A 21,401-nucleotide genomic window follows, 5' to 3' on the forward strand; every position below is an offset into this window, starting at 1 on the left:
CCGAGGCTGTCAGCGCTCCACCGGGCGTTGGGGATCTCGGCTCCACTGGCCGAATCCGCCTGGGTAGAGCACCGGTTCGTAGCCCGCGCTGGTCAGCGCCAGCGCCGAATGGGCGGAGTGGACCCCGGAGAAGCAGTAGACGTGGACACGGCTGCCCGGGGGTGCTCCCAGGGCGGCGTAGCGCTCGCGGATCTCTTCCGGAGTCAGCAGGTGACCAGTGCTGTCGGTGTTCGCCGCCGTCGGAGCGCTGATCGCACCGGGGATGTGTCCGGGCCGTTCGGCCAGCGGGTCATCGATGCCTCTGTAGCGGCTTCCCGGCCGGGCGTCGAGGAGGGTGTCTTGACTGCCCAGGGCGGCGACCTCCTCGGCGTGGGCGGTGGGCAGGTGGCCGAGGCTGATGCTGATCTCGCTGGGTTCGGCGAACTCCATCTCTGTGGAGAGCAGATATCCGGCTGAGGTCCAGGCGCGCAGCGAGCCGTCGAGGATGCGCACCTCACTCAGGCCCGCGGCCCGCAGCAGCCACCAGGCGCGGGCGGCGGAGAGGTTCTTCAGATCGTCATAGACCACCACGGTGTGCTCCTGCGTGATGCCCCACCGGCGCAGCGTCTCCTGGAAGGCGCCGGCCGAGGGGAGCGGGTGGTTTCCCTCCTGCGGTGCCCGCGAAGGGTCTGCGAGCTCGTAGTCCAGGTCCACGAAGATCGCTCCCGGGATGTGCCCGGACAGATAGTCGGGCAGGCCTTCGGGGCGGTCCTGGCGCCACCGCACATCCAGCACGGCCAGCGGGGCGCCGGAGTCCTGGAGCTCGCGGAGGGCTGGGGCGGTGATGGTGACGGCGGGGGCGGTCATGTCTGCAGGCTAGTGGTCCTGAGGATGGTGAATGATCGCGTGAACTTATGTGACGGGGTCGGTGGCTGCGTCATCGATGCGGTGTGGGTGCGGTCTTGGGGCGCGGACCCCCCTGTGAGTGGTGCGGGGCTAAGAGCGGCGGGCGACTATCCTGAAGGGCGCCGGTCCTGGGTGGGGCCGTGTCGCATCATCTTCCTCCGCAGAAAGGAAAAGTGGCCGAGTGAGTTCCCAGGATGCCGGCAGTCCGGGAGTCCGTCGGCTTCCGGGGCGGATCCTGCTGGCCGCGGTGGCCACGGCGGCGCTGCTGCTGGGGAGCATCCAGAGTGCAGTGGGCGCTCTGCTCATCGCTCTGGTGCTGGGACTGCTGCTGCGCAACCTCGGGCTGTTCCGTCCTGCGGTCCGCCCCGGCGTTCAGCGGGCCACCAAGCCGCTGCTGCGCCTGGGGATCGTGGTGATGGGGCTGCAGCTGGCCGTCCCGGAGATCCTCGCCCTGGGCGTTCCGGTTCTGGTGCTGATCGGGGCGACGGTGCTGATCGGCTTCGTCTTCACGCATTGGTTCGCCCGCCGGATCGGCATGAGTCCGGCCGCTTCGGTGCTCTATGCCGCCGGATTCTCCATCTGCGGGGCATCAGCGGTGGCTGGTGCGCAGAGTGTGGTCAATGCAGAAGATGAGGAGGTCGCCTCCGCCGTCGCGATGGTCACCCTCTATGGCACCGCAGCTCTGCTGGCGCTTCCGCTGGTCTCCGGCATGCTGGGGCTGACTCAGGAACAGGGCGGAGTATGGATCGGCCTGACGGTGCACGAGGTGGCGCAGGTGGTGGCCGCCGGAGGGTTGGTCGGGGCTGCTGCGTTGGCCACGGCCGCCGTGGTCAAGCTGGGGCGCGTGGTCCTGCTGGCCCCGGTGCTGACCTTCTCAGCCCTCTATTGGCGGCGCGCTGCCCGTGACCGGGGTGTTGGTGACCGGGGTGCCCGCGACGCCGACGCCGGCTCAGCTCCGAACGTGCCGCTGGTTCCGCTCTTCGTCCTGGGGTTCCTTGCCATGGTGGCGGTGCGCTCCGTGGTGCCGCTGCCTGCGGGGTTCTTGGATGCCGCCTCGCTGACTGCCACCTGGCTGTTGGCCGGTGCGATGTTCGGCCTCGGAGTGGGAATCGACCTGAAGGACCTGGCGAAGACCGGCGGCCGTGGCGCCGTCGTCGGGGGTGTGTCCACCGCAGTGATGGGGGTCGGGACGCTGGCCGCGGTGCTGCTGGTGGTGTGACGTTCTGCTGATGGTCTCGGCCGGTGCTGCTCGGTGTAGTGCGCCCGCCGCGCGCGTTAGGACTTCACCAGGCGCTTGATGGCCGCCGAGGCTTCGGCGATCTTCTCCTCGGCGTCCTCGCCGTGCTCGGAGGCGTGAGCCACGCAGTGGGTGAGGTGGTCATCCAGCAGGGCCAGGGCCACGTTCTCCAGTGCTGAAGTCGTGGCGCTGATCTGGGTCAGGATGTCGATGCAGTAGGTGTCATCGTCGACCATTCGGTGGATGCCGCGGGCCTGCCCTTCGATCCGCCGCAGGCGGGCGAGGTACTTTTCCTTGTCGCTCATATAGCCATGCTCTGAGTCCATGGGGAAGATCATACCCCTGAGGGGTATAAAAATGTACCCTCTGGGGGTATATTGGGTGTCGATGTCACAGTCACCCCGTCCGAAGGAGTTTCAGATGTCGGAGACGCGCCGCTATGCGGTCACCGGTATGTCCTGCGCACATTGCGAGCAGGCCATCCGACAAGAGCTCTCTGAGCTCCCCGGGGTGGGAGAGATCCAGGTCAGCGCCGCCGATGGGTCCCTCCTCGTCACCCTGGGAGCTGAGGCCCCCAGCGACGACGCCGTCCTCGCTGCTGTGGATGAGGCGGGATACCAGGGGGTGAGGGTCCCGTGACGCGTACCGAAGACACCGCCTCCACAGGCGCTCGGGCCGCTGCCCAGTCTGCCGCTTCTGAGTCTGCCGAAACCCAGCACATCGAGCTCGAGATCGGCGGCATGACCTGCGCCGCCTGCGCCCAGCGCATCGAGAAGAAGCTCAATAAGCTCGACGGCGTCAGCGCCACCGTCAACTACGCCACCGAGAAAGCCTCGATCACCGGCGGCGCCGATGTCCAGGAGCTCATCGCCGCCGTGGAGAAGACCGGCTACACCGCACAGCCGCCCTTGGCCCCGGAGGAGGAGCCAACCGGTGGATCTGTGGCCGACAAAGACCTCTCCCGGCTCCGTCTGCGCCTGGTCATCGCCTCAGTCCTCAGCATCCCCGTGGTGCTGCTGGCCATGCTGCCGGCCCTGCAGTTCCCCTACTGGGCCTGGGTCTCGCTGGTGCTCAGCCTGCCGGTGGTCCTCTGGGCCGGCTGGCCCTTCCACCGCTCCGCCGCACTGAACGCCCGCCGCGGTGCGGCCACGATGGACACCCTCATCTCTCTGGGGACGTTGGCGGCCCTGCTCTGGTCGCTCTACGCGATGCTCTTCGGCCATGCCGGGGACCCGCACCTGCGTCATGAGTTCGTGCTCTTTGCCGAGCCCTATTGGGTCTCCGGGGAGAGCATGGGATCGGCCAATGTCTACTTCGAGGTGGCGACGGCCGTCACCTCCTTCCTGCTGCTGGGGCGCTACTTCGAGAAGCGCTCCAAGGCCCGCGCCGGCCAGGCCCTGCGGTCCCTGCTGACCATGGGTGCCAAACAGGTCTCCGTGCTGCGCCCCCGCGACTCCGGTGCGCCGGAGGAGACCCGTATCCCCATCAAGGACCTGGTCGTGGGGGACGAGTTCATCGTTCGTCCGGGCGAGAAGATCGCCACCGACGGTGTGGTGGTCTCCGGGTTCTCCGCCGTCGACATGTCCATGCTCACCGGCGAATCCGTCCCGGTGGAGGTGGCCGAGGGAGACCGCGTCATCGGCGCCACCATCAATGAGTCCAGCCGTCTGCGGGTCCGCGCCACCGGCGTGGGATCCGACACCCAGCTGGCCCAGATGGCACGCATGGTGGAGGACGCCCAGTCCGGCAAGGCTGAGGTCCAGCGGCTGGCCGACCGGATCTCCGGGATCTTCGTGCCCATCGTGCTGGTCATCGCCGTGGTCACCCTGCTGGCCTGGCTGCTGCTGGGCGCACCCGCCGAAGTCGCCTTCACCGCCGCCGTCGCCGTGCTCATCATCGCCTGCCCCTGCGCGCTGGGACTCGCGACGCCGACCGCTCTGCTGGTCGGCACCGGCCGCGGCGCCCAGCTCGGAATCCTGATCAAGGGGCCGGAGGCGCTGGAGTCCTCGCGGGGGATAGATGTGGCGGTGCTGGATAAGACCGGCACTGTCACCACCGGGGCCATGCAGGTCACCGCGCTGCACAGCGTGGGCTGCACCGACACTGCCGACGGCTTCGACGATCTGACTGTGCTGCGCCTCTCCGGTGCGCTGGAGTCCTCCTCCGAGCACCCGGTGGCCCGGGCCGTCGCCAATGCCGCCCGGGAGTCGCTGGGTTCGCGGTCCGGCACGCTGTCGGTGCCCGAGGAATTCCGGAACCACCAGGGCTACGGGGTCAGCGGGGTGGTCCGCGGCCGCTCAGTGCTGGTGGGCCGGCGTCGTTTCCTGGAGGACCAGGGCATCGAAGTGCCCGCGGAGGTCGGCGGGCTGCTCAGCTATGCCGAGTCCCAGGGCAGCACACCGGTGCTGGTCGGCATCGATGGACACTTCGCCGGTGTGGTGATCGTGGCGGACACGGTCAAGGAGAGCGCTGTGGGCGCGGTGGCTCAGCTGAAGAAGCTGGGCATGGAGCCCATTCTGCTGACCGGCGACAATGAGGGCGCGGCCCGCCGTGTGGCCGATGCCGTGGGCGTGCATCGGGTGATCGCGGAGGCCCTGCCCGGCGATAAGGTGCGGGTCATCCAGCAGCTGCAGGCCGAGGGCCAGTCCGTGGCGATGGTCGGCGACGGCGTGAACGACGCCGCCGCACTGGCGCAGGCGGATCTCGGCCTGGCCATGGGCACCGGCACCGATGTGGCCCTCGACGCCGCCGACATCACCGTCATCCGCGGGGACCTGCGCTCAGTGGCCGACGCCGTGCAGCTCTCCCGCCGGACGCTGCGGACCATTCGGGAGAACCTCTTCTGGGCCTTCCTCTACAACACGGCTGCGATCCCGCTGGCCGCCGTCGGGCTGCTCAACCCCATGCTGGCCGGGCTCGCGATGGTGCTCAGCTCGCTGTCGGTGGTGGCGAACTCGCTGCGGCTGCGCCGGTACCAGGGAGCGTGAGGCGATTCTCTATTGGGTTGGCGACATCTCACGCGTCACAGCGGGGTTGAGATGTCGCTGACCCGGCAGAGATCTGCCTTCAGCGATGGCTGGAGCGCAGCCAGGGCGCAGGGACTGGTCACGTCCGGGGCTGCTCATGCCCGCTCCCAGGGCTCGACATCTCCCTCCACCACGAGGAAGAGCGGATGAGCTGCTGGCACTGCACCCTGTGGGAATCCATCGAGCAGATGCGGGGAACGCTGTGCCAGCTTCGTGTGCAGGTGGTCACGTTCAAAGGCCAGCTGACCACTGGTGACACTCATCTGCGGCACGGCGCTGAGGGCAGCACTCGGGTCATCTCTCATCAGCTCCGACGGGACAGGAGGGTGGGCGATCCGCGCCGCATCGAACCGATAGCCTCGACGTTGCGCTTCCGCGTGGAGCTGCGCCAAGTAAGCACCGATCGCTGATTCCGGCTCAGAATGATCCCGGAACCGTTCCAGCTGTGGGTGCCGGGTGTACCCGCGTGTGCGGCCCAGCAGAACGGCCTGTGCGAGAAGCGACTCCCGCCAGCATGCGATGAGCCCCTGGCGGTCCAGCAGGTCTGGGTGGAGTGACCATAGACGCATCCTCAGACCACCTCCGTGCCCAGCAGCAGCAGGATGGTCAGCGCAGCTCCTGCGGCGTAGTTGATCCAGAGGAAATGCCTCCATCCCTTGTGCGCCCGGTCCGCCTCCTCATCGCGCAGAGAGCAGTGGGGAGCCCCTGCCACGAGGTAGGGCGCGACCAACACGGCGGCCAGAGACCAGGGCCATCCGGTCCCCAGCACCAGCAGACCGGCTGCGGCCCACAGGGCGAGCGCCAGGCGGACCGTGCTCGCTGCCCCCAACGCCGTAGCGATCGAACTGATGCCGGCCTCACGGTCCGGGCCGATGTCCTGCACCGCTCCGAAGGCATGGCTGGCCATGCCCCAGAGCAGGAACGCCCCCAACGCGCACACCAGGACCATGCTGGCCTCAGCTCCAGCCAAGGCCGCGCCATAGGCTGCGGGGGTGACGAAATGCAGACTCGAGGTCAGCGAATCCAGCACCGGGATCTCTTTGGTGCGCAGCGGAGGCGCCGAATATGCGACGAGCGCCAGCATGCTCACCGCAAGGATGAACCAGGATGCGGGACCTCCCATCGGGACCAGGACCAGCAGAAAGGGGAGGACCAGCGCCACGCTGGCGATCAGGACCGGCCGGTGCAGAGTCGTGTCCAGCAGGGCGCCTTCCGCTCCTCCCTTACGAGGGTTGGCCATATCTGACGCGTGGTCGAAGACGTCATTGATGCCGTAGAGAGCGAAGTTGTAGGGAATCAGAAAGAACAGGGTTCCCGCCACCAGCGCAGGTTCCCAGCCTCCACCGCTCAGCAGCCATGCGGCGGCGAAAGGGTAGGCCGTGTTGATCCAGCTCAAGGGACGCGAAGAGCGCAGCATGTCAGTGATCATTGTTGCTCCTGTCGCTGCGCAGGGGTGCGAGCAGAACCCATAGTGAAGGCAGCAGGATGACCGCAGCGATCGGATAGGCGAAGTCCTCGATCGGCGCCATTCCGAGGCGCAGCCCTGAGATGACCGATTCCGCGTACTCGAACAGTCCGACGGCGATCATCACGTTGTCAAAGACGGCGGTGAGCAGCAGCAGCGCGGCAGCGGCAGCGGCCGCGGAACCAAGCAGACGTCCAGGCCGTTCTGCTCTGCCGCGCACGTGTGCCGCCACAAGCGCCACAGCCACTGCACCTGCGACGAACCCTGCACTCAGGACCAGGTAGGTGTTGGCGCCCATCATGCCTCACCTCGGCTGAACAGGCGTTGGAACCCGAGCACCAGGACCATGGTCAGATGCGAGAGGAAGAGGAGGAAGACCAGTTCCTCCAGGGGGAGTTCCGGAGCCAACATGATGCCGGTCATATAGGGAGCCGGACCGTGGAGGAAGATTCCCAGGGAGATGGCTGCCAGGTCCCACGCGAGGAAGAAGATGAGACCGGCTGCCAGCACCAGTGCGGCACGAAGCGGATCCCGGAAGAGGAACAGGCCGAAGCGTCGGTCGATGAGGAGCATGCAGCCGAAGGAGACGAGAAGAGCCGTGAGGTATGCCAAGCTGATCAGTTGTTCAGGCACGTCGCGCCCCCTGGGTGGCCGGTCGATGTCGGAAGCGTCGGAGCAGAGACCTCCTCGGGCCGCGGCGAACAGATGTCCGGACCAGTTCGGCACTGATGAGGCACATGGGTACGCCGATTCCTGGCATTGTTGTCGAGCCGGCGTAGTACAGTCCATCGAGCTTCGAAGAACGAATGGGCCCCCTCAGGAATGCGCTCTGTCGCAGAGTATGGGCCGGCCCCAACGCACCACCGCGCCATGCCCCGAACTCCCGTTCGAAATCGGCCGGTCCGACGCTGCGTCGCACGGTCACCCGTGACGACAGATCTGGAACGTCTGCCCAGGATGCGATCTGGTCTATGGCCTCGTCCACGAACCTTTCGACGGAGGGGGAGCCAGACCCATCGATGCCCCCCGCTCCGGTATCAGGATCTGCCCGGACGGGAATGAGGATGAAGAGATTCTCATGTTCCGCAGGGGCGACCTCATCGTCTGTGGCGCTGGGCCTGCAGACATAGAGGGACCTGGGAGGCCCCTGGGCAGGGAGCCTGCCCTCGATCTCCTCGAACCCCCGTTGCCAGTCTTCGGTGAAGAAGAGCGAATGATGAGCCAGTTCAGGCAGTTCACCCTCAACGCCCAGCAACGCCAACACTGCCCCGGGCCCCGGGTTCCGTCGCTCCCAGGAAGCCGTCGAGCGGCTGCGGAAGCGCGGTGCCAGCAGCGCCGTATCCGTATGGTGGATGTCTGCGCTGGAGACGACGATGTCGGCGGCCAGACTGTTGTGTTCGCCCTCTGGGGTGGTGAACCGCACCCCCGCAGCGTTCGTTCCTTCTGTGATCACCTCCGTCACCCGATGCCCGGTGCGCAGATCCACACCGTGCTGTCGTGCCAAGCGGGCGATCGCTGCGACGACCGCGCTGAACCCTCCGCGCGGATACAGCACGGACTGATTGACGTCCAGATGACTCATCAGGTGGTAGAGGCTCGGTGCTGCTTTCGGCGAGGTTCCGAGGAACACCGCTGGGTACCCGAGGATCTTCTGCACCTGGGGATCCGAGGTGTGCCGACTGATGAAGCGGTCCATCGGCTCGAAGAGCAGGCGCAGCAGCCGGGGCAGACGTCGGAGAAGCCCAGGGTCTGCGAAGTCCCGCGGGGAGTCATAGGGAGAATAGAGCAGTCGGTCCGTCGCGAGCCGGCAGGTCTCCTCTGCGGATCTCATATAGGCGGTCAATGACCCCGGGGTCTGCTCCCACTCCTGAAGTGCGCCGAGGGAGTCCTGGTCAGGCAGGTCGAAGGGCTGGCTCTGCTCCTCGAAGAAGACCCGATAGGCAGGATCCAGCCGAATGAGCTCCAGCTCATCGGCCGTGGTGGTTCCCATCTCTTCGAAGAAGCGATCGAAGACTTCAGGCATCAGATACCAGGATGGGCCCGTTTCGAAGCGGAAACCCTGCTGATGCCATTCACCTGCGCGTCCGCCCACGGACTCGTGGGCTTCGAGAACAGTCACGTCGACACCGTCACGAGCCAGCAGCGCCGCGGTGGCAAGACCGGAAAAGCCTGCTCCGATGACGACGGCGGTGCGGGCCTTGCCCCTGCGCTCCGTCATGGCCGCCCCCTGAAGTTCGCCGGCAGCAGTGTCTTCAGCAGAAGGTAGGTCTTCCTGCGCCGGGGGACTGACACACGGCGGTGCAGGATCTCGGCTGCGGGCGTTCTGCGCAGCTGCGCGGTGACGTCTTCGAAGAGCTGGGCGGCCAGCAGTGTAGCCCGACGCGGGCCGGGGGGCAGCTGGGCGATGCCGGTCCTCGCTGCGGCCAGATCCTCGTCTATCTCATCGAGGATGTCCGCCTTCTCCCGCTCGCTGAGCTGTCCTGGCAGTGCTCCGGGAAAGTAGGCCCGGCCCAGGTGGGCCGCGTCGTCGCCGAGGTCGCGCAGGAAGTTGATCTTCTGGAAGGCCGCGCCGAGACGAGCGGCGCCATGCTCGACGGGCTGGAGCCGTTCGGCATCCCACGCGTGGCCGTTGAGGAAGACGCGCAAGCACATCAGTCCCACGACTTCGGCCGAGCCATACACATACTCCTCATACTGTGCGCGGCTCAGGCGTTCGACTGGGCTCAGGTCTCGGCGCATCGAGTGGAAGAAGGCTGTGATCAGAGGCGTCTCAATGTCCGCGTCGCGGGCGGTGACGGCGAACGCGTGCACCACCGGGTTGGCGCTGAATCCACGTGCTGTTCCCAGAAGAACTTCCTGCTCCAACGCATCCAGTACGCTGCGCTGCTGATCCGCTGTCAGTCCTGCCTCTGCGGCTGTCCCGTCGACGATCTCGTCAGCAGTGCGGACAAGAGCATAGATGTTCCGGATCCCCCGGCGGCGGTCAGGCGGAAGCAGATTCGCCGCCATGCCGAACGACGTCGAGTAGGCTCTGATCACACGAGCGGCAGCTTCCGTGGATGTGCGGGTGTAGAGTTCCAAACCGTTCATGAGTCAGCAGCGCCGATAGACGGTCGGGCTTGTGTCCTGTACACGTCCATCTGCGGGACCTGGAGCGAGAACCATGGGCTGAACGCCCAGGGAGCATGGTGGATCGCCCGGGAGACATCACCTGGGGCAGACCATGCGATCTCCATCGCTTCGCTCGGGTCCGGCTCGGGCCGGGATGAGGTAACCGCGGTGAACACCGGGCATATTTCGTTCTCGACCACGCCTGAGGCATCGGTGGCGCGATAACGGAAACTCTGCAGGACGAGAGACAGCTCGGTGAGCTCCAACCCCAGCTCGTCGAAGCCGTGCCGGGCCACTGCGTCTGCCCAGTCTTCGCCGGGGGCAGGATGGCCGCAGAAGCTGTTGGTCCACACCCCCGGCCAGGTCCGCTTGGTCAGGGCGCGTCGAGTGACGAGCACGTCTCCGCTGGGGCTGAGCACGTGACATGAGAAGCCGAGGTGCAATGGTGTGCTGGCACTGTGCACCGATCGTTTGGGCTGAGTTCCACACGGCTCGCCATCCGAGCTGACCAGCACCACATGCTGGGAGTCCTCGTGATGCATCTGCTTCCCCTCTATAGTTTGCCTGTCTAATAACTAGCTTAGGTAACTTTAGTGTCTGTCTCCAATCAGATCGCACGACGCCGTCAGTGCCGTGCGGCATTCGACTCCGATTCCTGCGCAAGCCGCGCGGCCATCTTCCGAAAGATGACCGAATGGAAGGGCGCCAGTGCCAACCAGTAGAGGCGCCCGCCCAGCCCAGACGGGAAGAAGATCGCACGCTGAGTGCATACTGAGCCCTCGCCTTCGGGTTCGACGAGGAACTCGAGCCAGGCCTGCCCGGGTACCTTCATCTCTGCGCGCAGTCGCAGTCGCTTCCCGCGGTCCAGTCTCTCTACTCGCCACCAGTCCACTGCGTCACCGAGTTGAAGCTGCCGGCGACTGCGGCGTCCTCGGCTCAGTCCGACCCCGCCGACGAGCTTGTCCGCCAGTCCCCTGATCCTCCAGGCTCGTGACAGGGCGAAATACCCCCTGTCTCCTCCGATGCCTTCGATGACCGCGAAGACCGCCTCCGGCGAGGCCGCAGAGCGAACTCGGCGTTCATCGGTCAGTACGGTGCGCCCTGACCAGTCAGGATCAGAGGGCAGCGGTTCGGACGGTGCATCCAAAGGATGCGACCCGGCCCAGGTCGTCTCCACACGGTCCGCTGAGATCTTCTCCAATGCCAGGCCGACGGCCGACGGATAGTCCGTGAGCCCGGCGTCAGGGGGAGGGAGCAGCTCGTCGATGCTGCGGTCTTGGACTACACAATCGTGCTGCAGGGACTGGACCAAGGGGACGGCCAGTGAGCGGGGGATCGGAGTGACCAGGTTGACCCATTGCGCCGCCAGCCACGGCGTGAGAACCGGCACCGGAAGAACAGTGGGCTCCCGGAGGCCGGCAGCCCGTGCGTAGAGCCTCATCAGATCCGCGTATGTGTGGACGTCCGGGCCTCCGATGTCATACCGGCGGCTCTCCTCCCATTCCACGTCTGCGGCTCGGCTCAGGTAGTGCAGCACATCGCGTACGGCGATAGGTTGCACGCGGTTCAGCACCCACTGCGGTGAAGGCATGACCGGCAGCACATCGGTGAGATGGCGGACCATCTCGAAGCTGGCAGATCCGGAGCCGATCACCAGCCCGGCTTGGAGGGTGAGCGTCGGAACGCGGCTGGACTCCAGAATCTCGCCCACCTCGACTCGCGACCGCAGGTGTGGGCTGAGCTCCTCGTCGGGGTGAAGTCCGGAGAGATAGACGATTCCGCTCACTGCGGCCTCCTCAGCCGCTGTGGCCACACATTCGGCGCATCGCTTGTCCAGGTCAGCGAAGTCCCGGCCACCGCTCATGGAATGCACGAGGAAATAGAGCACATCCACTTCGTCGCAGAGTCTCCGGGCTGCCGAGGCGTCTGAGAGATCTCCCTCAATCACCTCGACCTCGTCGCGCCAGGGAACATCCCGCAGCGACTCGGCCCGGCGGGTCAGCACCCGAACCCGATGCCCCGCCTTCAACAGCTGAGGCACAAGACGTCCTCCGATGTAACCTGTAGCCCCAGTCACTGCGATGTTCGTCATGGAATGTCCTCTCGCTCAGCGATCACGATCGTCGGATTCGGTGGTTCGGACTGTGGCCTGGTCGTCAGTTTCACACTATCTCCCCACGGCGACGGTGGCAGCAGGGTGCAAAAACCTCATCCGCCGGGGGAGTGTTCCGCAGGCGTAGTCGTGACGTGATGTCCTTGTGAGGCTGATTTCGCCCGATTCGCCGTATCCACGCCGCTCGAAGCGCTGACCGATGAGTGGGACACCACCGGATCGATTCAACGGGCGAAAAGTGCAGAGGTCGAGTACAGCGCTGACTAGGATGAAGGCATGCCTGATCCGATGAGCCCGCACGCCGCTGCCCGGATCAGCGCAGAGCAGGCTGAGGTTCAGCTGCTCGGCACGGAGTATCTGCACCGGGGCAACCCTCGCCAGCGTCGGGCCGCGGCGGTCTTGGAGGAGCTCGGCGTCGGGGATCTTCCGGGAGTGCGCGAGTGGGCTTTGGCCGGGACGATCCCGCTGGGGGTGGACCTGCCGGAATCGGATCTGGACGTGCTGGTCTGCACTTCGGAGGTGGCTGCGGCCCGAGAGGAGCTGACCGAACAGTTCGGGCAGCTGTCGCAGTTCGCCGCCTGGGCGCACAGCGCTGAGGCAGGGGCCTGGTGCGTGACCTTCGAATCCCAGGGCTTCCTCATCGAGTTCTTCCTGCAGGATCGGGCGCTGGCTGAGCAGCGCGCCTTCCGGCACCTGGTGGCCGAATATGTGCTGCTGCAGCGTCACGGAGCGGCGTTCCGGCAGGAGATCTTCCAGCTCAAGCAGTCCGGTCTCAAGACTGAGCCGGCCTTCGCCCAGGCGCTGAACCTCGACGGCGATCCCTACCTCGCCCTGCTGGACCCGGCGCTGCTGGACTGATCAGCGGGGAGTCCCGCGAGGTTGGGCCCCTCGAGGCAGGCATGCCGCACCCTGGGCGGGCGTGCAGGGCCGCCTGAAAATGTGGTCTACTGCACATAGCCTGATCCCGCCCGCCGAAGGAGAACTCTGTGTCTGCCGAACCGACTGTGATCGTCGCAGGAGCCCGCACACCCATCGGGAAGCTCATGGGAGGCCTCTCCTCCCTCTCCGCGGCCCAACTGGGATCTGCCGCGCTGAGCGGAGCGCTGGAGAAGGCCGGAACAGAGGCGTCTGAGGTCGACTACGTGATCATGGGGCAGGTGATCCAGGCGGGTTCCGGCCAGAACCCTGCTCGCAGCGCAGCCCTGGGTGCCGGGATCCCGGCCCACATACCGGCCATCACGGTCAATAAGGTCTGCCTCTCCGGGCTGAATGCAGTGGCCACAGCGGACCAGATGATCCGCGCCGGCGAATGCGAGGTGGTCCTGGCCGGCGGCATGGAATCCATGTCCCAGGCTCCGCACCTGCTGCCCGGATCCCGCAGGGGGTTCACCTATGGGGACACCGCCCTGGTGGACTCCATGGCCTATGACGCCCTGTATGACCAGGCCACCCGCCAGTCCATGGGCGCCTTGACCGAGTCCTGCAACTCCGGTGAGGTCCAGGTCAGCCGGGAGGAGCAGGATGAGCTCGCCGCGGCCTCGCATCAGCGGGCGGCGGCCGCCTGGGAGGAGGGTCTCTTCGCTGAGGAGGTCGTCCCCGTCCAGGTGCCCCAGCGCAAGGGCGACCCGGTCACAGTCAGTCAGGACGAAGGATTCCGCCCCGGCACCACAGCCGAATCGATGTCCCGGCTCCGCCCGGCCTTCGCCGCCGACGGGGCCATCACCGCCGGAACCTCCTCGCAGATCTCCGACGGAGCCTGCGCCCTGCTGGTCATGTCCAAGCGCAGGGCTCAGGAGCAGGGGCTGAGCTGGATCGCCGAGATCGGCTCCCACGGCATGGTCGCCGGCCCCGACTCCAGCCTGCAGCTGCAGCCGGCCAACGCCATCGTCCAGGCCTGCGCCAAGCAGGGGATCGCCGCAGAATCGTTGGATCTGGTGGAGATCAACGAGGCTTTCGCCGCGGTCGGACTGGCCTCGTCCCGCCAGCTGGGCATCGACCTGGAGAAGGTCAACGTCAACGGCGGCGCCATCGCCCTGGGCCATCCGGTGGGAATGTCAGGTGCTCGCGTGCTGCTGCACCTCGCACTGGAGCTCAAACGGCGCGGCGGCGGAACCGGAGCCGCCGGACTCTGCGGAGGCGGAGGCCAGGGCGACGCCCTGATCCTGACGGTCTGATCAGATGGTCTGATCAGACCTGGGCGGCCCCGCCCGACGCCGGTCGCTCACCGTGCCGGCTCAGACTTCACCTCCTGGTGGAGCCTCCATCTCCTCCGGCTCCCGCAGGTCCACCCGCTGGTCCAGCTGCAGCTCACGCAGGAACCGTTCATCGTGGCTGACCACCAGCAGCGCACCGGAGTAGGCCTGCAGAGCGTGGGTCAGGTGAGCCACGCTGGCCAGGTCCAGGTTGTTGGTGGGCTCATCCAGGATGAGCAGCTGCGGCGTCGGCTCGGCCAGCAGCAGGCAGGCCAGTGTGGCCCGCCAACGCTCCCCGCCGGAGAGCGACCCGGCCGGCTGGTGGACGGCGTCGCCGCGGATCAGGAACTGCGCCAGTCGATGTCGAGCCTGAACCGGCGTCGTGGTCGGCGCGAAGCGCTGCACATTCTCCAGGACGCTGGCACCGTCGTCGAGCAGCTGCAGATTCTGCGGCAGACAGCGGAACGGCACCGCGACGCCGGCGCTGCCCTCCAGCGGCTGCGCCTCCCCCGTGATGCAGCGCAGCACTGAGGTCTTCCCGACGCCGTTGGGCCCGGTCAGCGCCACGCGCTGCGGTCCGCGCAGGTGGAGGTCGACCACAGCGGTGCCGTGCGGCGGGCGCAGTCCGACCACCTCCAACACCTCGCGACCCTTGGGCACCTCGGCGCCAGGGAGGTCGAGATGGATCTGCTGATCCTTACGGACCTGCTCCTCGGCCTGTTCCAGTGACTTCCGCGCCTCTTCCAGCCGGGTGTGGTGGGCCGCCGAGGCTCTGCCGGCGTTGGCCTCAGCCTTGGACTTCCGGGCATTGGCCAGGATCTTGGGCATGCTCTGGGCACTCTGCTTCCCCTGGCGGTCGCGGGCGGCCTGCCTGCGCCGCTGTTCGGTCAGCTCGCGGCGCTGCCTCCTCACATCAGCCTTGGCCTGGGCCACCTGTTGGGCGGCGGCTTCGGACTCAGCGGCGATGATCTCCTCGTAGAGCGAGAGTCCGCCGCCGAACCAGCGCAGCGATCCGCGGCGCAGCTCCCCGATGGAGTCCACCTCTTCGAGCAGGTCACGGTCATGACTGACCACCAGGACAGTTCCTGAGAACTGATCGAGGATGTCGCTGAGTCGCCGTCGGGCGTGCGCATCCAAGTTGTTGGTGGGCTCGTCCAGGATGAGCAGCGATGGTCGACGCAGGACGAGTCCGGTGAGGCTGAGCAGGATCAGCTCGCCTCCGGAGAGACTTCTGGCCGTGCGGGAGAGCTCGATCCCCTCCATCCCGGCACGTGCTAGGGAGGCGAGGATCTGTTCGCGGATGTCCCAGTCGTCTCCGACGGCGTCGAAGTCCTCCTCCCTCACCGATCCGGCTTCGATGGCCTCCAGGGCGTCCAGCGTCTGCTGGACGCCCAGCAGCTCAGCCACGGGGATGTGTTCATCCACGGCCGGGTTCTGCTGAAGGTGGGCGAGGTCGCCGTCGAGCTGGACTGTCCCTGAGGAGGGCGTGAGCTCACCGGTGATGAGCTTCAGCAGGGTCGATTTCCCGGCGCCGTTGTCACCGATCAGAGCGTGCCGGCCGGGCGTCAGTCCGAAGCTGACCTGGTCCAGGACGATGCGACCTTCGGGCAGGCGATAGGACAGGGAATGTGTGGCAAGTATGGGGGTAGGCATAGGTCTCCACAGGCAGAAGCGGTCGATGACGCGTGGAGACGCTGCGCAGATGCCACGGGTGCAGCCGGAACGGCGGAGAATCGTGAACTTCTGATCGGTCGGAGAGCACAGTGCCGGGCGGGACGCCATCAGGACGTCGCGGGCAGACTGCGCAGGTCTCAGACCTCAGAACTTCAACGGGCACCTCGTGGTCGGGAACAAAGACGCTTTCAACTGTAGCGCAGCCCGGCGGGATCCGCGCCCGCACCACACAACCCGAGCAAGTAGATTCTCCTCATGACCTTTCTGTCGCTGATCCTGTTCGTCGTGGCCGGGGCCGGAACTCCGGGGCCGAACAACACCATCGTGATGGCCTCCGGGGCTGTCTTCGGCTTCCGGAAGTCCGTGCCGGCCATCGCCGGGATCAACGTCGGGTTCCCCGTCATGATCGTGCTGGTGGGCCTCGGCTTGGGCGGGGTCCTGGCCCAGTGGCCCTTCCTGCTGGACATCATCCGCCCGCTGGGTGTGGCCTACCTGCTGTGGCTGGCCTGGAGGATCGGCACCGGCCCCACCGATCTGAAGGCTCGGCGTGAGGGAAGTCCGCCGGGCTTCGTGCAGATGGCGCTGTTCCAGTATGTCAACCCCAAGGCCTGGACTCTGGCTCTGGCCGCACTGTCGACCTTCACCGGATTCTGGGACTCCTTCCTCGCCGAAGTCCTGGTGATCGCAGCCTTCGCCCTGGTCTTCGGGGCCCCATGCACCACCGCCTGGACGGTGCTGGGCGTGGGCGCCGGCAGGCTGATCGCGCGGCCGCGTCATATGCGGATCTTCAACAACGTGATGGCCGGGCTGCTGGTGGTGTCAGTGGTCCCTGCGATCATAGAGACATGGGAATCGATCCAGCCGCTTCTTCCGTGATCATCCGTCCCGCCGCGGAGGCCGACGCCGACGCCGCCGCCCGGGTCCTCGCCGGTGCCTTCGGCGATGACCCGCATATCGCCGGACTGCTGCCGCAGGACCGCAGGCAGGACCGTATGGAGCAGATGTTCCGCTTCGAGGCGCTGAGCAACCTGCGCACCGGCGGTCACGTCTATGTGGCTGTGGACGGCGCCGACGCCGGCGCGGAACCGCTGGGTGTGGCCTATTGGGGCGCACCCGGTCAGGAGGCCGGCCGCCGCGAGCAGCTCACTGAGGCGGTGGCGATGCGCCGCATCTATGGCCGCCGCTATAAGGATGTGAAGCGGACCTATCGCGAGGCCGCCCGTCACCGCCCCAAGGCTCCGCACTGGTATCTGAAAGTCCTCGGCACCTCCCCGCAGGCCCGCGGCAGGGGAGTGGGGTCCGCGCTGATCCGGCACGGGCTCGCTCAGGCCGACCGCGCCGGCGTCGGGGTGTACCTGGAGTCCTCCAAGCCGGAGAACGTTCCGATCTACGCACGCTACGGCTTCGTGGAGATCAGCGAGATCCCGGCCTACGGGACCTCGCCGATGATCGGGATGTGGCGCCCCGCCGGCCAGCAGGGCTGAGCGGCCCCCAGGGCTAGCTGATCAGCCCGGCCATGCGGCGTCCCACATCCACCAGGGAGACGCGCTTGAGCCCCTCGATCTCCTCCGGGGCGAACCAGGAGACGCCGTCGGTGGAGCCGTCCTGCTCCACGGTCATCTCACCGCCGGTGATCCGCGCTCGGTAGATGATCCGAAGCGCCTGCATGGGCGTGCCCTGCTTCTCCTCGGAGAGACGGCGGTCGCCCGGGATGACCATATTGTCGATCCCCAGCAGCTCCACGACCTCGGCCTCGTAGCCGGTCTCCTCGCGGACCTCGCGGATCACACCGTCGGCCGGGTCCTCACCGGGGTCGATGCCGCCGCCCGGCAACGTCCATCCGCCGGGGCCCTGGTGCCAATGGGGCAGCAGCATGCGTCCGGCGTCGTCGGTGATCACGGCATAGGCGGCGACTCTGAGATCCACCCGTGCACTGTAACAGGGCGCTCTCCGCACCGTTCCTTCTGTGCCCAGCTCAGGGCCGGTGGAAATCTGCCCGCGCGCGCTCCACCGGCTCGCGGAGGATGCAGTCGTGGACGTGGTCATTGAGCATGCCCATCGACTGCATGAAGGCGAAGGCGGTGGTGGGTCCGAAGAACTTCCATCCGCGCCTCTTCAGCTCCTTGGCCAGAGCTCCCGACGCCGGTGAGACGGTCAGCGTCTGCGGTTCGGCCAGCTCCTCGGCCGACGGTTCGAAGCGCCAGAGGAAGCTGGCCAGGGACCCCTCCTGGGCGATGAGCTCCTCGGCCCGCTGAGCATTGTTGATGCAGGCCTCGATCTTGGCGCGGTTGCGCACGATGCCGGCATCGGCCAGCAGTCGTCGGACGTCCTCCTCACCGAACCGTGCGACGGCGGCGATCTCGAATCCGGCGAATCCTGCGCGGAAGGCCTCCCGCTTGTTCAGGATGGTCCGCCAGCTCAACCCGGACTGGAAGGACTCCAAGCAGAGCTTCTCGAACAGCCGCTGATCCTGATCCACCGGGAAGCCCCACTCGGCGTCGTGATAGCTGGTCAGCTCGGGGGCGCCGGTGCTCCACGGGCAGCGGGGACGGCCGTCGGAGGCGGTGGTCTCAGCGGAGATGGTCATAGCTCTCAGCCTACGGGGAAGCACCATCGGAGCGGATGAGGTTCTGCTCAGCCGGACCTCTTATGCTGGATGGATCATGAGCCTGCCCAAGACCCCCGACCTCCTGGCTGCCTCCGTGAAGCAGCCCTACCGTTTTCCGTGGGGTCGGATCTTCGGGGAGCTGGATCAGTACAGCGAGGAGACGCGCTGGCCCGATCATTTCCACCCCACCCACGAGCTGCTGTGGGCCCAGGGCGGAGCGATCACCGTGTTGGTCGGCCGCAGGCTCTGGACGGTGGCAGGGTCCCAGGCGCTGTGGATCCCCGCCGGAACCGTCTACTCCGGCACAGTGCCCGCCGGGGTGACCTCGCGGGCGACCTTCTTCGACCCGGACCACACTCCTGCCCGCACCGAGGAGCCGGCCAGCGTGGAGGTCACCCCGCTGCTGGGCCAGCTGCTGGAGCATCTGCGCACTGGGGAGCTGGATGAGGGCGAACGTCACCGGGCAGAGGCCGTGGTGATGGACCTGGTCAGACCGGTCCCGCAGCCGGTCATCCTGCAGATGCCCACCCATGAGCTGATCGCCGGGGCGGCTGAGCAGATCCTGGCCGACCCCGCGGCCTCCCACGGCCTGGACAGCTGGGCGGACCGGCTGGGCGTGAGCTCCCGGACCCTGACCCGCCTGTACCGCAATGAGACCGGGATGGGATTCCGCGGTTGGGTGACCACCGCTCGGGTGAAGTGCTCCATCGAATCACTGGCAGAGGGTGCCAGTGTGGCTGAGGCCGGACGCAGCGTGGGCTATGCGACCACCTCCGCCTTCGGCGTCGCGTTCCGGAGGGTCACCGGCATGACCCCCGGAGAGTTCCGTCACGAGTGAATGCTCTAATTCAGCGCGACGTTCTACTATGGTCGCCATGACCTACCGCCTTGCCGCCGAGCGGCTCAGCTCCGGCTACGATGAGCGCGCTGTCCTGGCCGATCTCGACATCGCCATCCCGGACGGCTCCTTCACCGTCATCATGGGCCCCAACGCCTGCGGCAAATCCACTCTGCTGCGCAGCCTGGCGCGGCTGATCAGACCCAGCGACGGCCAGGTGCTCCTGGATGGCGCCTCCATCTCCGCCATGCCCACCAAAGAGCTGGCCCGCACAGTGGGGCTGCTGCCGCAGTCGGCCATCGCCCCGGATGGGATCACCGTCTCCGATCTGGTCTCCCGGGGGCGCCACCCGCATCAGAGCATGTTCAAACGCTGGGGCACTGAGGATGAGGAGGCGGTCCGTCAGGCGCTGGAGGACACCCAGATGACCGAGCTGGCCTCCCGCGAGGTGGACGCGCTCTCCGGCGGTCAGCGCCAGCGCGCCTGGATCGCCATGGCCCTGGCCCAGCAGACCCCGCTGCTGCTCTTGGACGAGCCCACCACCTATCTGGACATCTCCCACCAGATCGAAGTCCTGGAGCTCTGCGCCCGGCTGCAGCGCGAGGGGCGCACTCTGGTGGCCGTGCTGCACGACATCAACCAGGTGCTGCGCTACGCCACCCACATCGTGGCGATGAAGGACGGGCGGATCGCCGCCGAAGGCACCGCTGAGGAAGTCGGGTCCGAGGAGACCATCCGCGAGGTCTTCGGCGTCGAATCCCGGGTGATCGAGGACCCGGAGACCGGCAAACCGCTGATGATCCCGCGCGCCCCGGTCCTCTGAAGTTCAGGCTCCGGACCGGCCCAGCTCAGCCCCGATGCCGGCCGGCATAGTCGGCCAGGGCCAGCACGGCCCCGCACTGCACGCTGGCCACATCATGGGCCGGGATCGCCTGGGTCTGCCCGGAGGGGCAGGCCGCGGCCTCCCGCAGCCACTGGGCGAACAGCCCTTCCATCTCATCGGCCAGCCGGCGCAGCGACGCTGAGGCGGTACCGGCCGAGAACTCTGCCTCCAAAGCCCGCAGGAAGATCCCGCCGAAGCGCAGTCGCAGCATATGCCGCACACCGGGCAGGCCTGTGAGCTCCGAGACCGTGGCGCTGCGGCTGTTCTCCTCCTGCCCGGCGCGGGCCCGGTGGCTCTCTCCGGAGCGGCGGACCATGGGCAGGAAGCAGCGGCTGGCGCGCAGCATGGGGGTCTCCAGGCTCAGCTCCGGCTCGGCCTGGGCCAGCATGGCCAGCAGGCGCTCGCCGTCGGCGATGAGCTGGGCTCCCTCCTGCTCCAGCAGGTCGGCGTATCGGTGCTCGCTGAGACTGAGGTCGTCGGCGTCGGGATGTCTCTGCAGCGGAAGCTCCGCGATCATCGACAGCGTGCCGTAGCGGCGCGCGTAGCTGGTGGAGGCGTCTCCGGCCGAGCCCGGGGGAGCAGGGTCCAGGCCCAGGCCCTCCAGCCAGTCGTAGATCTCCTCCACGGTGCCCATGTCGAAGATGCCGGGGGCCAGCTCGGTGAAGTGGGCGGCCTCGGGCTCGCCGCGGTGCAGCGGGACGCCGAAGCGCTCCGGCAGCTGCTGCAGGGCGGAGCAGAGCTCCGGCATCGGCTCGGAGAGGTAGTAGTAGGCGCCGCCGGATTCGGCATTGTGCAGCGGGACGTAGAAGTCGGGCCGGGCCAGGTCGATGGCCCGCTGCAGCGCCTGGGTCTCTGGGAGCATCGCGTCGAAGTGGGCGCGCTTATAGGACAGCGGGAAGGTCCACTCCACCTGCTCGTCGCCGGCGGGGCGGTAGAAGTGGCGGAAATACGTCTCGGCGTCCCCGGGGTCCTGGAACCAGCCCTCGTTGAGCCGCATGCCGTCGGGGTCGGCGCAGGGGATGATCCGCCAGGTGGTGTCCAGGCGTGCGCGCAGATCGGCGGAGGAGGCCAGCTGCTGAACCAGGTGCAGGATGGTCACCGATCCGATGGGCTCATTGGGGTGGACCCCTCCGGCCAGCAGCCCGGAGAGCCGGCCCTCGCCCAGGGTGTAGAGCCACAGGGGTTCGCCCAGCCGGGTGGTGCCGATCCGCTCGGCGGTGATCAGCTCAGGGTGCTCGGCGCGCAGGGACTCCAACCGGTCCTTCAGCTGGTCGACGGTGGGATAGCCTGTCATCGCAGGTACCGGCTCGACGCCGAACAGGAGCGTCTCCTCTGCCACAGTCTCAGACACAGTGGATGAGACTAGCAC

The 21,401-nt window shown here is 67.2% G+C and carries 23 protein-coding genes; 9 read left to right on the plus strand and 14 right to left on the minus strand.

Annotation, left to right across the window (positions count from 1 at the left end):
• Window positions 1–9: 9 nt before the first annotated feature.
• Window positions 10–846 carry a sulfurtransferase gene (locus IEW85_RS10445; RefSeq protein WP_188685430.1) on the minus strand — a complete coding sequence of 279 codons (837 nt, stop codon included), beginning with the start codon at window positions 844–846 and terminating at the stop codon, window positions 10–12.
• 220 nt (window positions 847–1,066) lie between these two features.
• Between IEW85_RS10445 and IEW85_RS10450 the strand changes: the two genes are divergently transcribed.
• On the plus strand, window positions 1,067–2,104 hold the full coding sequence (locus tag IEW85_RS10450) for a YeiH family protein (RefSeq protein ID WP_188685432.1): 1,038 nt from the start codon (window positions 1,067–1,069) through the stop codon (window positions 2,102–2,104).
• A gap of 56 nt (window positions 2,105–2,160) precedes the next feature.
• On the opposite strand, the gene IEW85_RS10455 is transcribed toward IEW85_RS10450, so the two are convergent.
• Entirely contained in the window at window positions 2,161–2,460 is a 300-nt protein-coding gene (locus IEW85_RS10455) for a metal-sensitive transcriptional regulator (protein ID WP_188685434.1), read from the minus strand.
• An 82-nt stretch (window positions 2,461–2,542) separates the two neighbouring features.
• Between IEW85_RS10455 and IEW85_RS10460 the strand changes: the two genes are divergently transcribed.
• Window positions 2,543–2,761 (plus strand): heavy-metal-associated domain-containing protein, encoded by a 219-nt coding sequence (locus tag IEW85_RS10460; protein WP_188685436.1) that lies wholly within the window; start codon window positions 2,543–2,545, stop codon window positions 2,759–2,761.
• A complete protein-coding gene (locus tag IEW85_RS10465; RefSeq protein ID WP_373286560.1) occupies window positions 2,758–5,109 on the plus strand; it encodes a heavy metal translocating P-type ATPase in 2,352 nt (783 codons plus the stop codon). The genes IEW85_RS10460 and IEW85_RS10465 overlap by 4 nt, the downstream gene beginning before the upstream one ends.
• A 134-nt stretch (window positions 5,110–5,243) precedes the next feature.
• On the opposite strand, the gene IEW85_RS14405 is transcribed toward IEW85_RS10465, so the two are convergent.
• The 8 genes from IEW85_RS14405 to IEW85_RS10505 all read right to left on the minus strand — a co-directional run bounded on the left by IEW85_RS14405 (window position 5,244) and on the right by IEW85_RS10505 (window position 11,816).
• Complete coding sequence (locus IEW85_RS14405; RefSeq protein ID WP_308420883.1) at window positions 5,244–5,801, minus strand: pyrimidine dimer DNA glycosylase/endonuclease V; 558 nt, start codon at window positions 5,799–5,801, stop codon at window positions 5,244–5,246.
• Entirely contained in the window at window positions 5,720–6,577 is an 858-nt protein-coding gene (locus tag IEW85_RS10475; RefSeq protein WP_188685440.1) for a prenyltransferase, read from the minus strand. The genes IEW85_RS14405 and IEW85_RS10475 overlap by 82 nt, the downstream gene beginning before the upstream one ends.
• Window positions 6,567–6,911: a lycopene cyclase domain-containing protein gene (locus tag IEW85_RS10480; protein ID WP_188685442.1), complete on the minus strand. Its 345-nt coding sequence runs from the start codon at window positions 6,909–6,911 to the stop codon at window positions 6,567–6,569. Before IEW85_RS10480 ends, IEW85_RS10475 begins: the two co-directional genes overlap by 11 nt.
• Window positions 6,911–7,225 carry a lycopene cyclase domain-containing protein gene (locus tag IEW85_RS10485; protein WP_373286561.1) on the minus strand — a complete coding sequence of 105 codons (315 nt, stop codon included), beginning with the start codon at window positions 7,223–7,225 and terminating at the stop codon, window positions 6,911–6,913. Before IEW85_RS10485 ends, IEW85_RS10480 begins: the two co-directional genes overlap by 1 nt.
• Window positions 7,226–7,238: 13 nt before the next feature.
• Entirely contained in the window at window positions 7,239–8,831 is a 1,593-nt protein-coding gene (crtI, locus tag IEW85_RS10490) for a phytoene desaturase family protein (RefSeq protein WP_188685444.1), read from the minus strand.
• Complete coding sequence (locus IEW85_RS10495) at window positions 8,828–9,703, minus strand: phytoene/squalene synthase family protein (protein WP_188685446.1); 876 nt, start codon at window positions 9,701–9,703, stop codon at window positions 8,828–8,830. The genes crtI and IEW85_RS10495 overlap by 4 nt, the downstream gene beginning before the upstream one ends.
• Window positions 9,700–10,266, minus strand: coding sequence for an isopentenyl-diphosphate Delta-isomerase (gene idi / locus IEW85_RS10500; RefSeq protein WP_188685448.1), 567 nt, complete (start codon window positions 10,264–10,266; stop codon window positions 9,700–9,702). The genes IEW85_RS10495 and idi overlap by 4 nt, the downstream gene beginning before the upstream one ends.
• Before the next feature lie 83 nt (window positions 10,267–10,349).
• The gene (locus IEW85_RS10505; protein WP_188685450.1) at window positions 10,350–11,816 is read right to left on the minus strand and encodes an SDR family oxidoreductase; all 1,467 of its coding nucleotides are present in this window, start codon (window positions 11,814–11,816) and stop codon (window positions 10,350–10,352) included.
• 297 nt (window positions 11,817–12,113) lie between these two features.
• On the opposite strand from IEW85_RS10505, the gene IEW85_RS10510 reads away from it, so the two are divergent.
• Complete coding sequence (locus tag IEW85_RS10510; protein WP_188685453.1) at window positions 12,114–12,695, plus strand: DUF4269 domain-containing protein; 582 nt, start codon at window positions 12,114–12,116, stop codon at window positions 12,693–12,695.
• 128 nt (window positions 12,696–12,823) lie between these two features.
• Window positions 12,824–14,011, plus strand: coding sequence for an acetyl-CoA C-acetyltransferase (locus IEW85_RS10515; RefSeq protein ID WP_229658960.1), 1,188 nt, complete (start codon window positions 12,824–12,826; stop codon window positions 14,009–14,011).
• Window positions 14,012–14,071: 60 nt separating this feature from the next.
• On the opposite strand, the gene IEW85_RS10520 is transcribed toward IEW85_RS10515, so the two are convergent.
• The gene (locus IEW85_RS10520) at window positions 14,072–15,682 is read right to left on the minus strand and encodes an ABC-F family ATP-binding cassette domain-containing protein (RefSeq protein ID WP_188685455.1); all 1,611 of its coding nucleotides are present in this window, start codon (window positions 15,680–15,682) and stop codon (window positions 14,072–14,074) included.
• Window positions 15,683–15,958: 276 nt separating this feature from the next.
• Between IEW85_RS10520 and IEW85_RS10525 the strand changes: the two genes are divergently transcribed.
• Entirely contained in the window at window positions 15,959–16,579 is a 621-nt protein-coding gene (locus IEW85_RS10525) for a LysE family translocator (protein WP_188685457.1), read from the plus strand.
• Window positions 16,549–17,187, plus strand: a complete 639-nt coding sequence (locus tag IEW85_RS10530) for a GNAT family N-acetyltransferase (RefSeq protein WP_188685459.1) — start codon at window positions 16,549–16,551, stop codon at window positions 17,185–17,187. Before IEW85_RS10525 ends, IEW85_RS10530 begins: the two co-directional genes overlap by 31 nt.
• 13 nt (window positions 17,188–17,200) lie before the next feature.
• Here IEW85_RS10530 and IEW85_RS10535 read toward each other — a convergent pair whose 3' ends face one another.
• Complete coding sequence (locus IEW85_RS10535) at window positions 17,201–17,629, minus strand: NUDIX hydrolase (protein WP_229658961.1); 429 nt, start codon at window positions 17,627–17,629, stop codon at window positions 17,201–17,203.
• A gap of 49 nt (window positions 17,630–17,678) precedes the next feature.
• On the minus strand, window positions 17,679–18,290 hold the full coding sequence (locus IEW85_RS10540; RefSeq protein WP_188685464.1) for a DNA-3-methyladenine glycosylase I: 612 nt from the start codon (window positions 18,288–18,290) through the stop codon (window positions 17,679–17,681).
• Window positions 18,291–18,366: 76 nt separating this feature from the next.
• Here IEW85_RS10540 and IEW85_RS10545 point away from each other — a divergent pair, with 76 nt between their 5' ends.
• The gene (locus tag IEW85_RS10545) at window positions 18,367–19,149 is read left to right on the plus strand and encodes a helix-turn-helix domain-containing protein (RefSeq protein ID WP_188685466.1); all 783 of its coding nucleotides are present in this window, start codon (window positions 18,367–18,369) and stop codon (window positions 19,147–19,149) included.
• A 37-nt stretch (window positions 19,150–19,186) separates the two neighbouring features.
• Window positions 19,187–19,972, plus strand: coding sequence for an ABC transporter ATP-binding protein (locus IEW85_RS10550; protein ID WP_188685468.1), 786 nt, complete (start codon window positions 19,187–19,189; stop codon window positions 19,970–19,972).
• Window positions 19,973–19,997: 25 nt separating this feature from the next.
• On the opposite strand, the gene IEW85_RS10555 is transcribed toward IEW85_RS10550, so the two are convergent.
• Entirely contained in the window at window positions 19,998–21,383 is a 1,386-nt protein-coding gene (locus tag IEW85_RS10555; RefSeq protein WP_188685470.1) for a M14 family zinc carboxypeptidase, read from the minus strand.
• Between the last annotated feature and the right edge of the window lie 18 nt (window positions 21,384–21,401).

This window comes from Nesterenkonia cremea, assembly GCF_014642675.1.
GTDB lineage: Bacteria > Actinomycetota > Actinomycetes > Actinomycetales > Micrococcaceae > Nesterenkonia > Nesterenkonia cremea.

Coding starts and splice junctions, on each gene's coding strand:
- idi (WP_188685448.1), bottom strand. CDS start 10,266: ATGCATCACGAGGACTCCCAGCATGTGGTGCTGGTCAGCTCGGATGGC.
- IEW85_RS10480 (WP_188685442.1), bottom strand. CDS start 6,911: ATGGGCGCCAACACCTACCTGGTCCTGAGTGCAGGGTTCGTCGCAGGT.
- crtI (WP_188685444.1), bottom strand. CDS start 8,831: ATGACGGAGCGCAGGGGCAAGGCCCGCACCGCCGTCGTCATCGGAGCA.
- IEW85_RS10510 (WP_188685453.1), top strand. CDS start 12,114: ATGCCTGATCCGATGAGCCCGCACGCCGCTGCCCGGATCAGCGCAGAG.
- IEW85_RS10475 (WP_188685440.1), bottom strand. CDS start 6,577: ATGATCACTGACATGCTGCGCTCTTCGCGTCCCTTGAGCTGGATCAAC.
- IEW85_RS10545 (WP_188685466.1), top strand. CDS start 18,367: ATGAGCCTGCCCAAGACCCCCGACCTCCTGGCTGCCTCCGTGAAGCAG.
- IEW85_RS10525 (WP_188685457.1), top strand. CDS start 15,959: ATGACCTTTCTGTCGCTGATCCTGTTCGTCGTGGCCGGGGCCGGAACT.
- IEW85_RS10455 (WP_188685434.1), bottom strand. CDS start 2,460: ATGATCTTCCCCATGGACTCAGAGCATGGCTATATGAGCGACAAGGAA.
- IEW85_RS10445 (WP_188685430.1), bottom strand. CDS start 846: ATGACCGCCCCCGCCGTCACCATCACCGCCCCAGCCCTCCGCGAGCTC.
- IEW85_RS10550 (WP_188685468.1), top strand. CDS start 19,187: ATGACCTACCGCCTTGCCGCCGAGCGGCTCAGCTCCGGCTACGATGAG.
- IEW85_RS10495 (WP_188685446.1), bottom strand. CDS start 9,703: ATGAACGGTTTGGAACTCTACACCCGCACATCCACGGAAGCTGCCGCT.
- IEW85_RS10540 (WP_188685464.1), bottom strand. CDS start 18,290: ATGACCATCTCCGCTGAGACCACCGCCTCCGACGGCCGTCCCCGCTGC.
- IEW85_RS10520 (WP_188685455.1), bottom strand. CDS start 15,682: ATGCCTACCCCCATACTTGCCACACATTCCCTGTCCTATCGCCTGCCC.
- IEW85_RS10460 (WP_188685436.1), top strand. CDS start 2,543: ATGTCGGAGACGCGCCGCTATGCGGTCACCGGTATGTCCTGCGCACAT.
- IEW85_RS14405 (WP_308420883.1), bottom strand. CDS start 5,801: ATGGAGGCATTTCCTCTGGATCAACTACGCCGCAGGAGCTGCGCTGAC.
- IEW85_RS10530 (WP_188685459.1), top strand. CDS start 16,549: ATGGGAATCGATCCAGCCGCTTCTTCCGTGATCATCCGTCCCGCCGCG.
- IEW85_RS10505 (WP_188685450.1), bottom strand. CDS start 11,816: ATGACGAACATCGCAGTGACTGGGGCTACAGGTTACATCGGAGGACGT.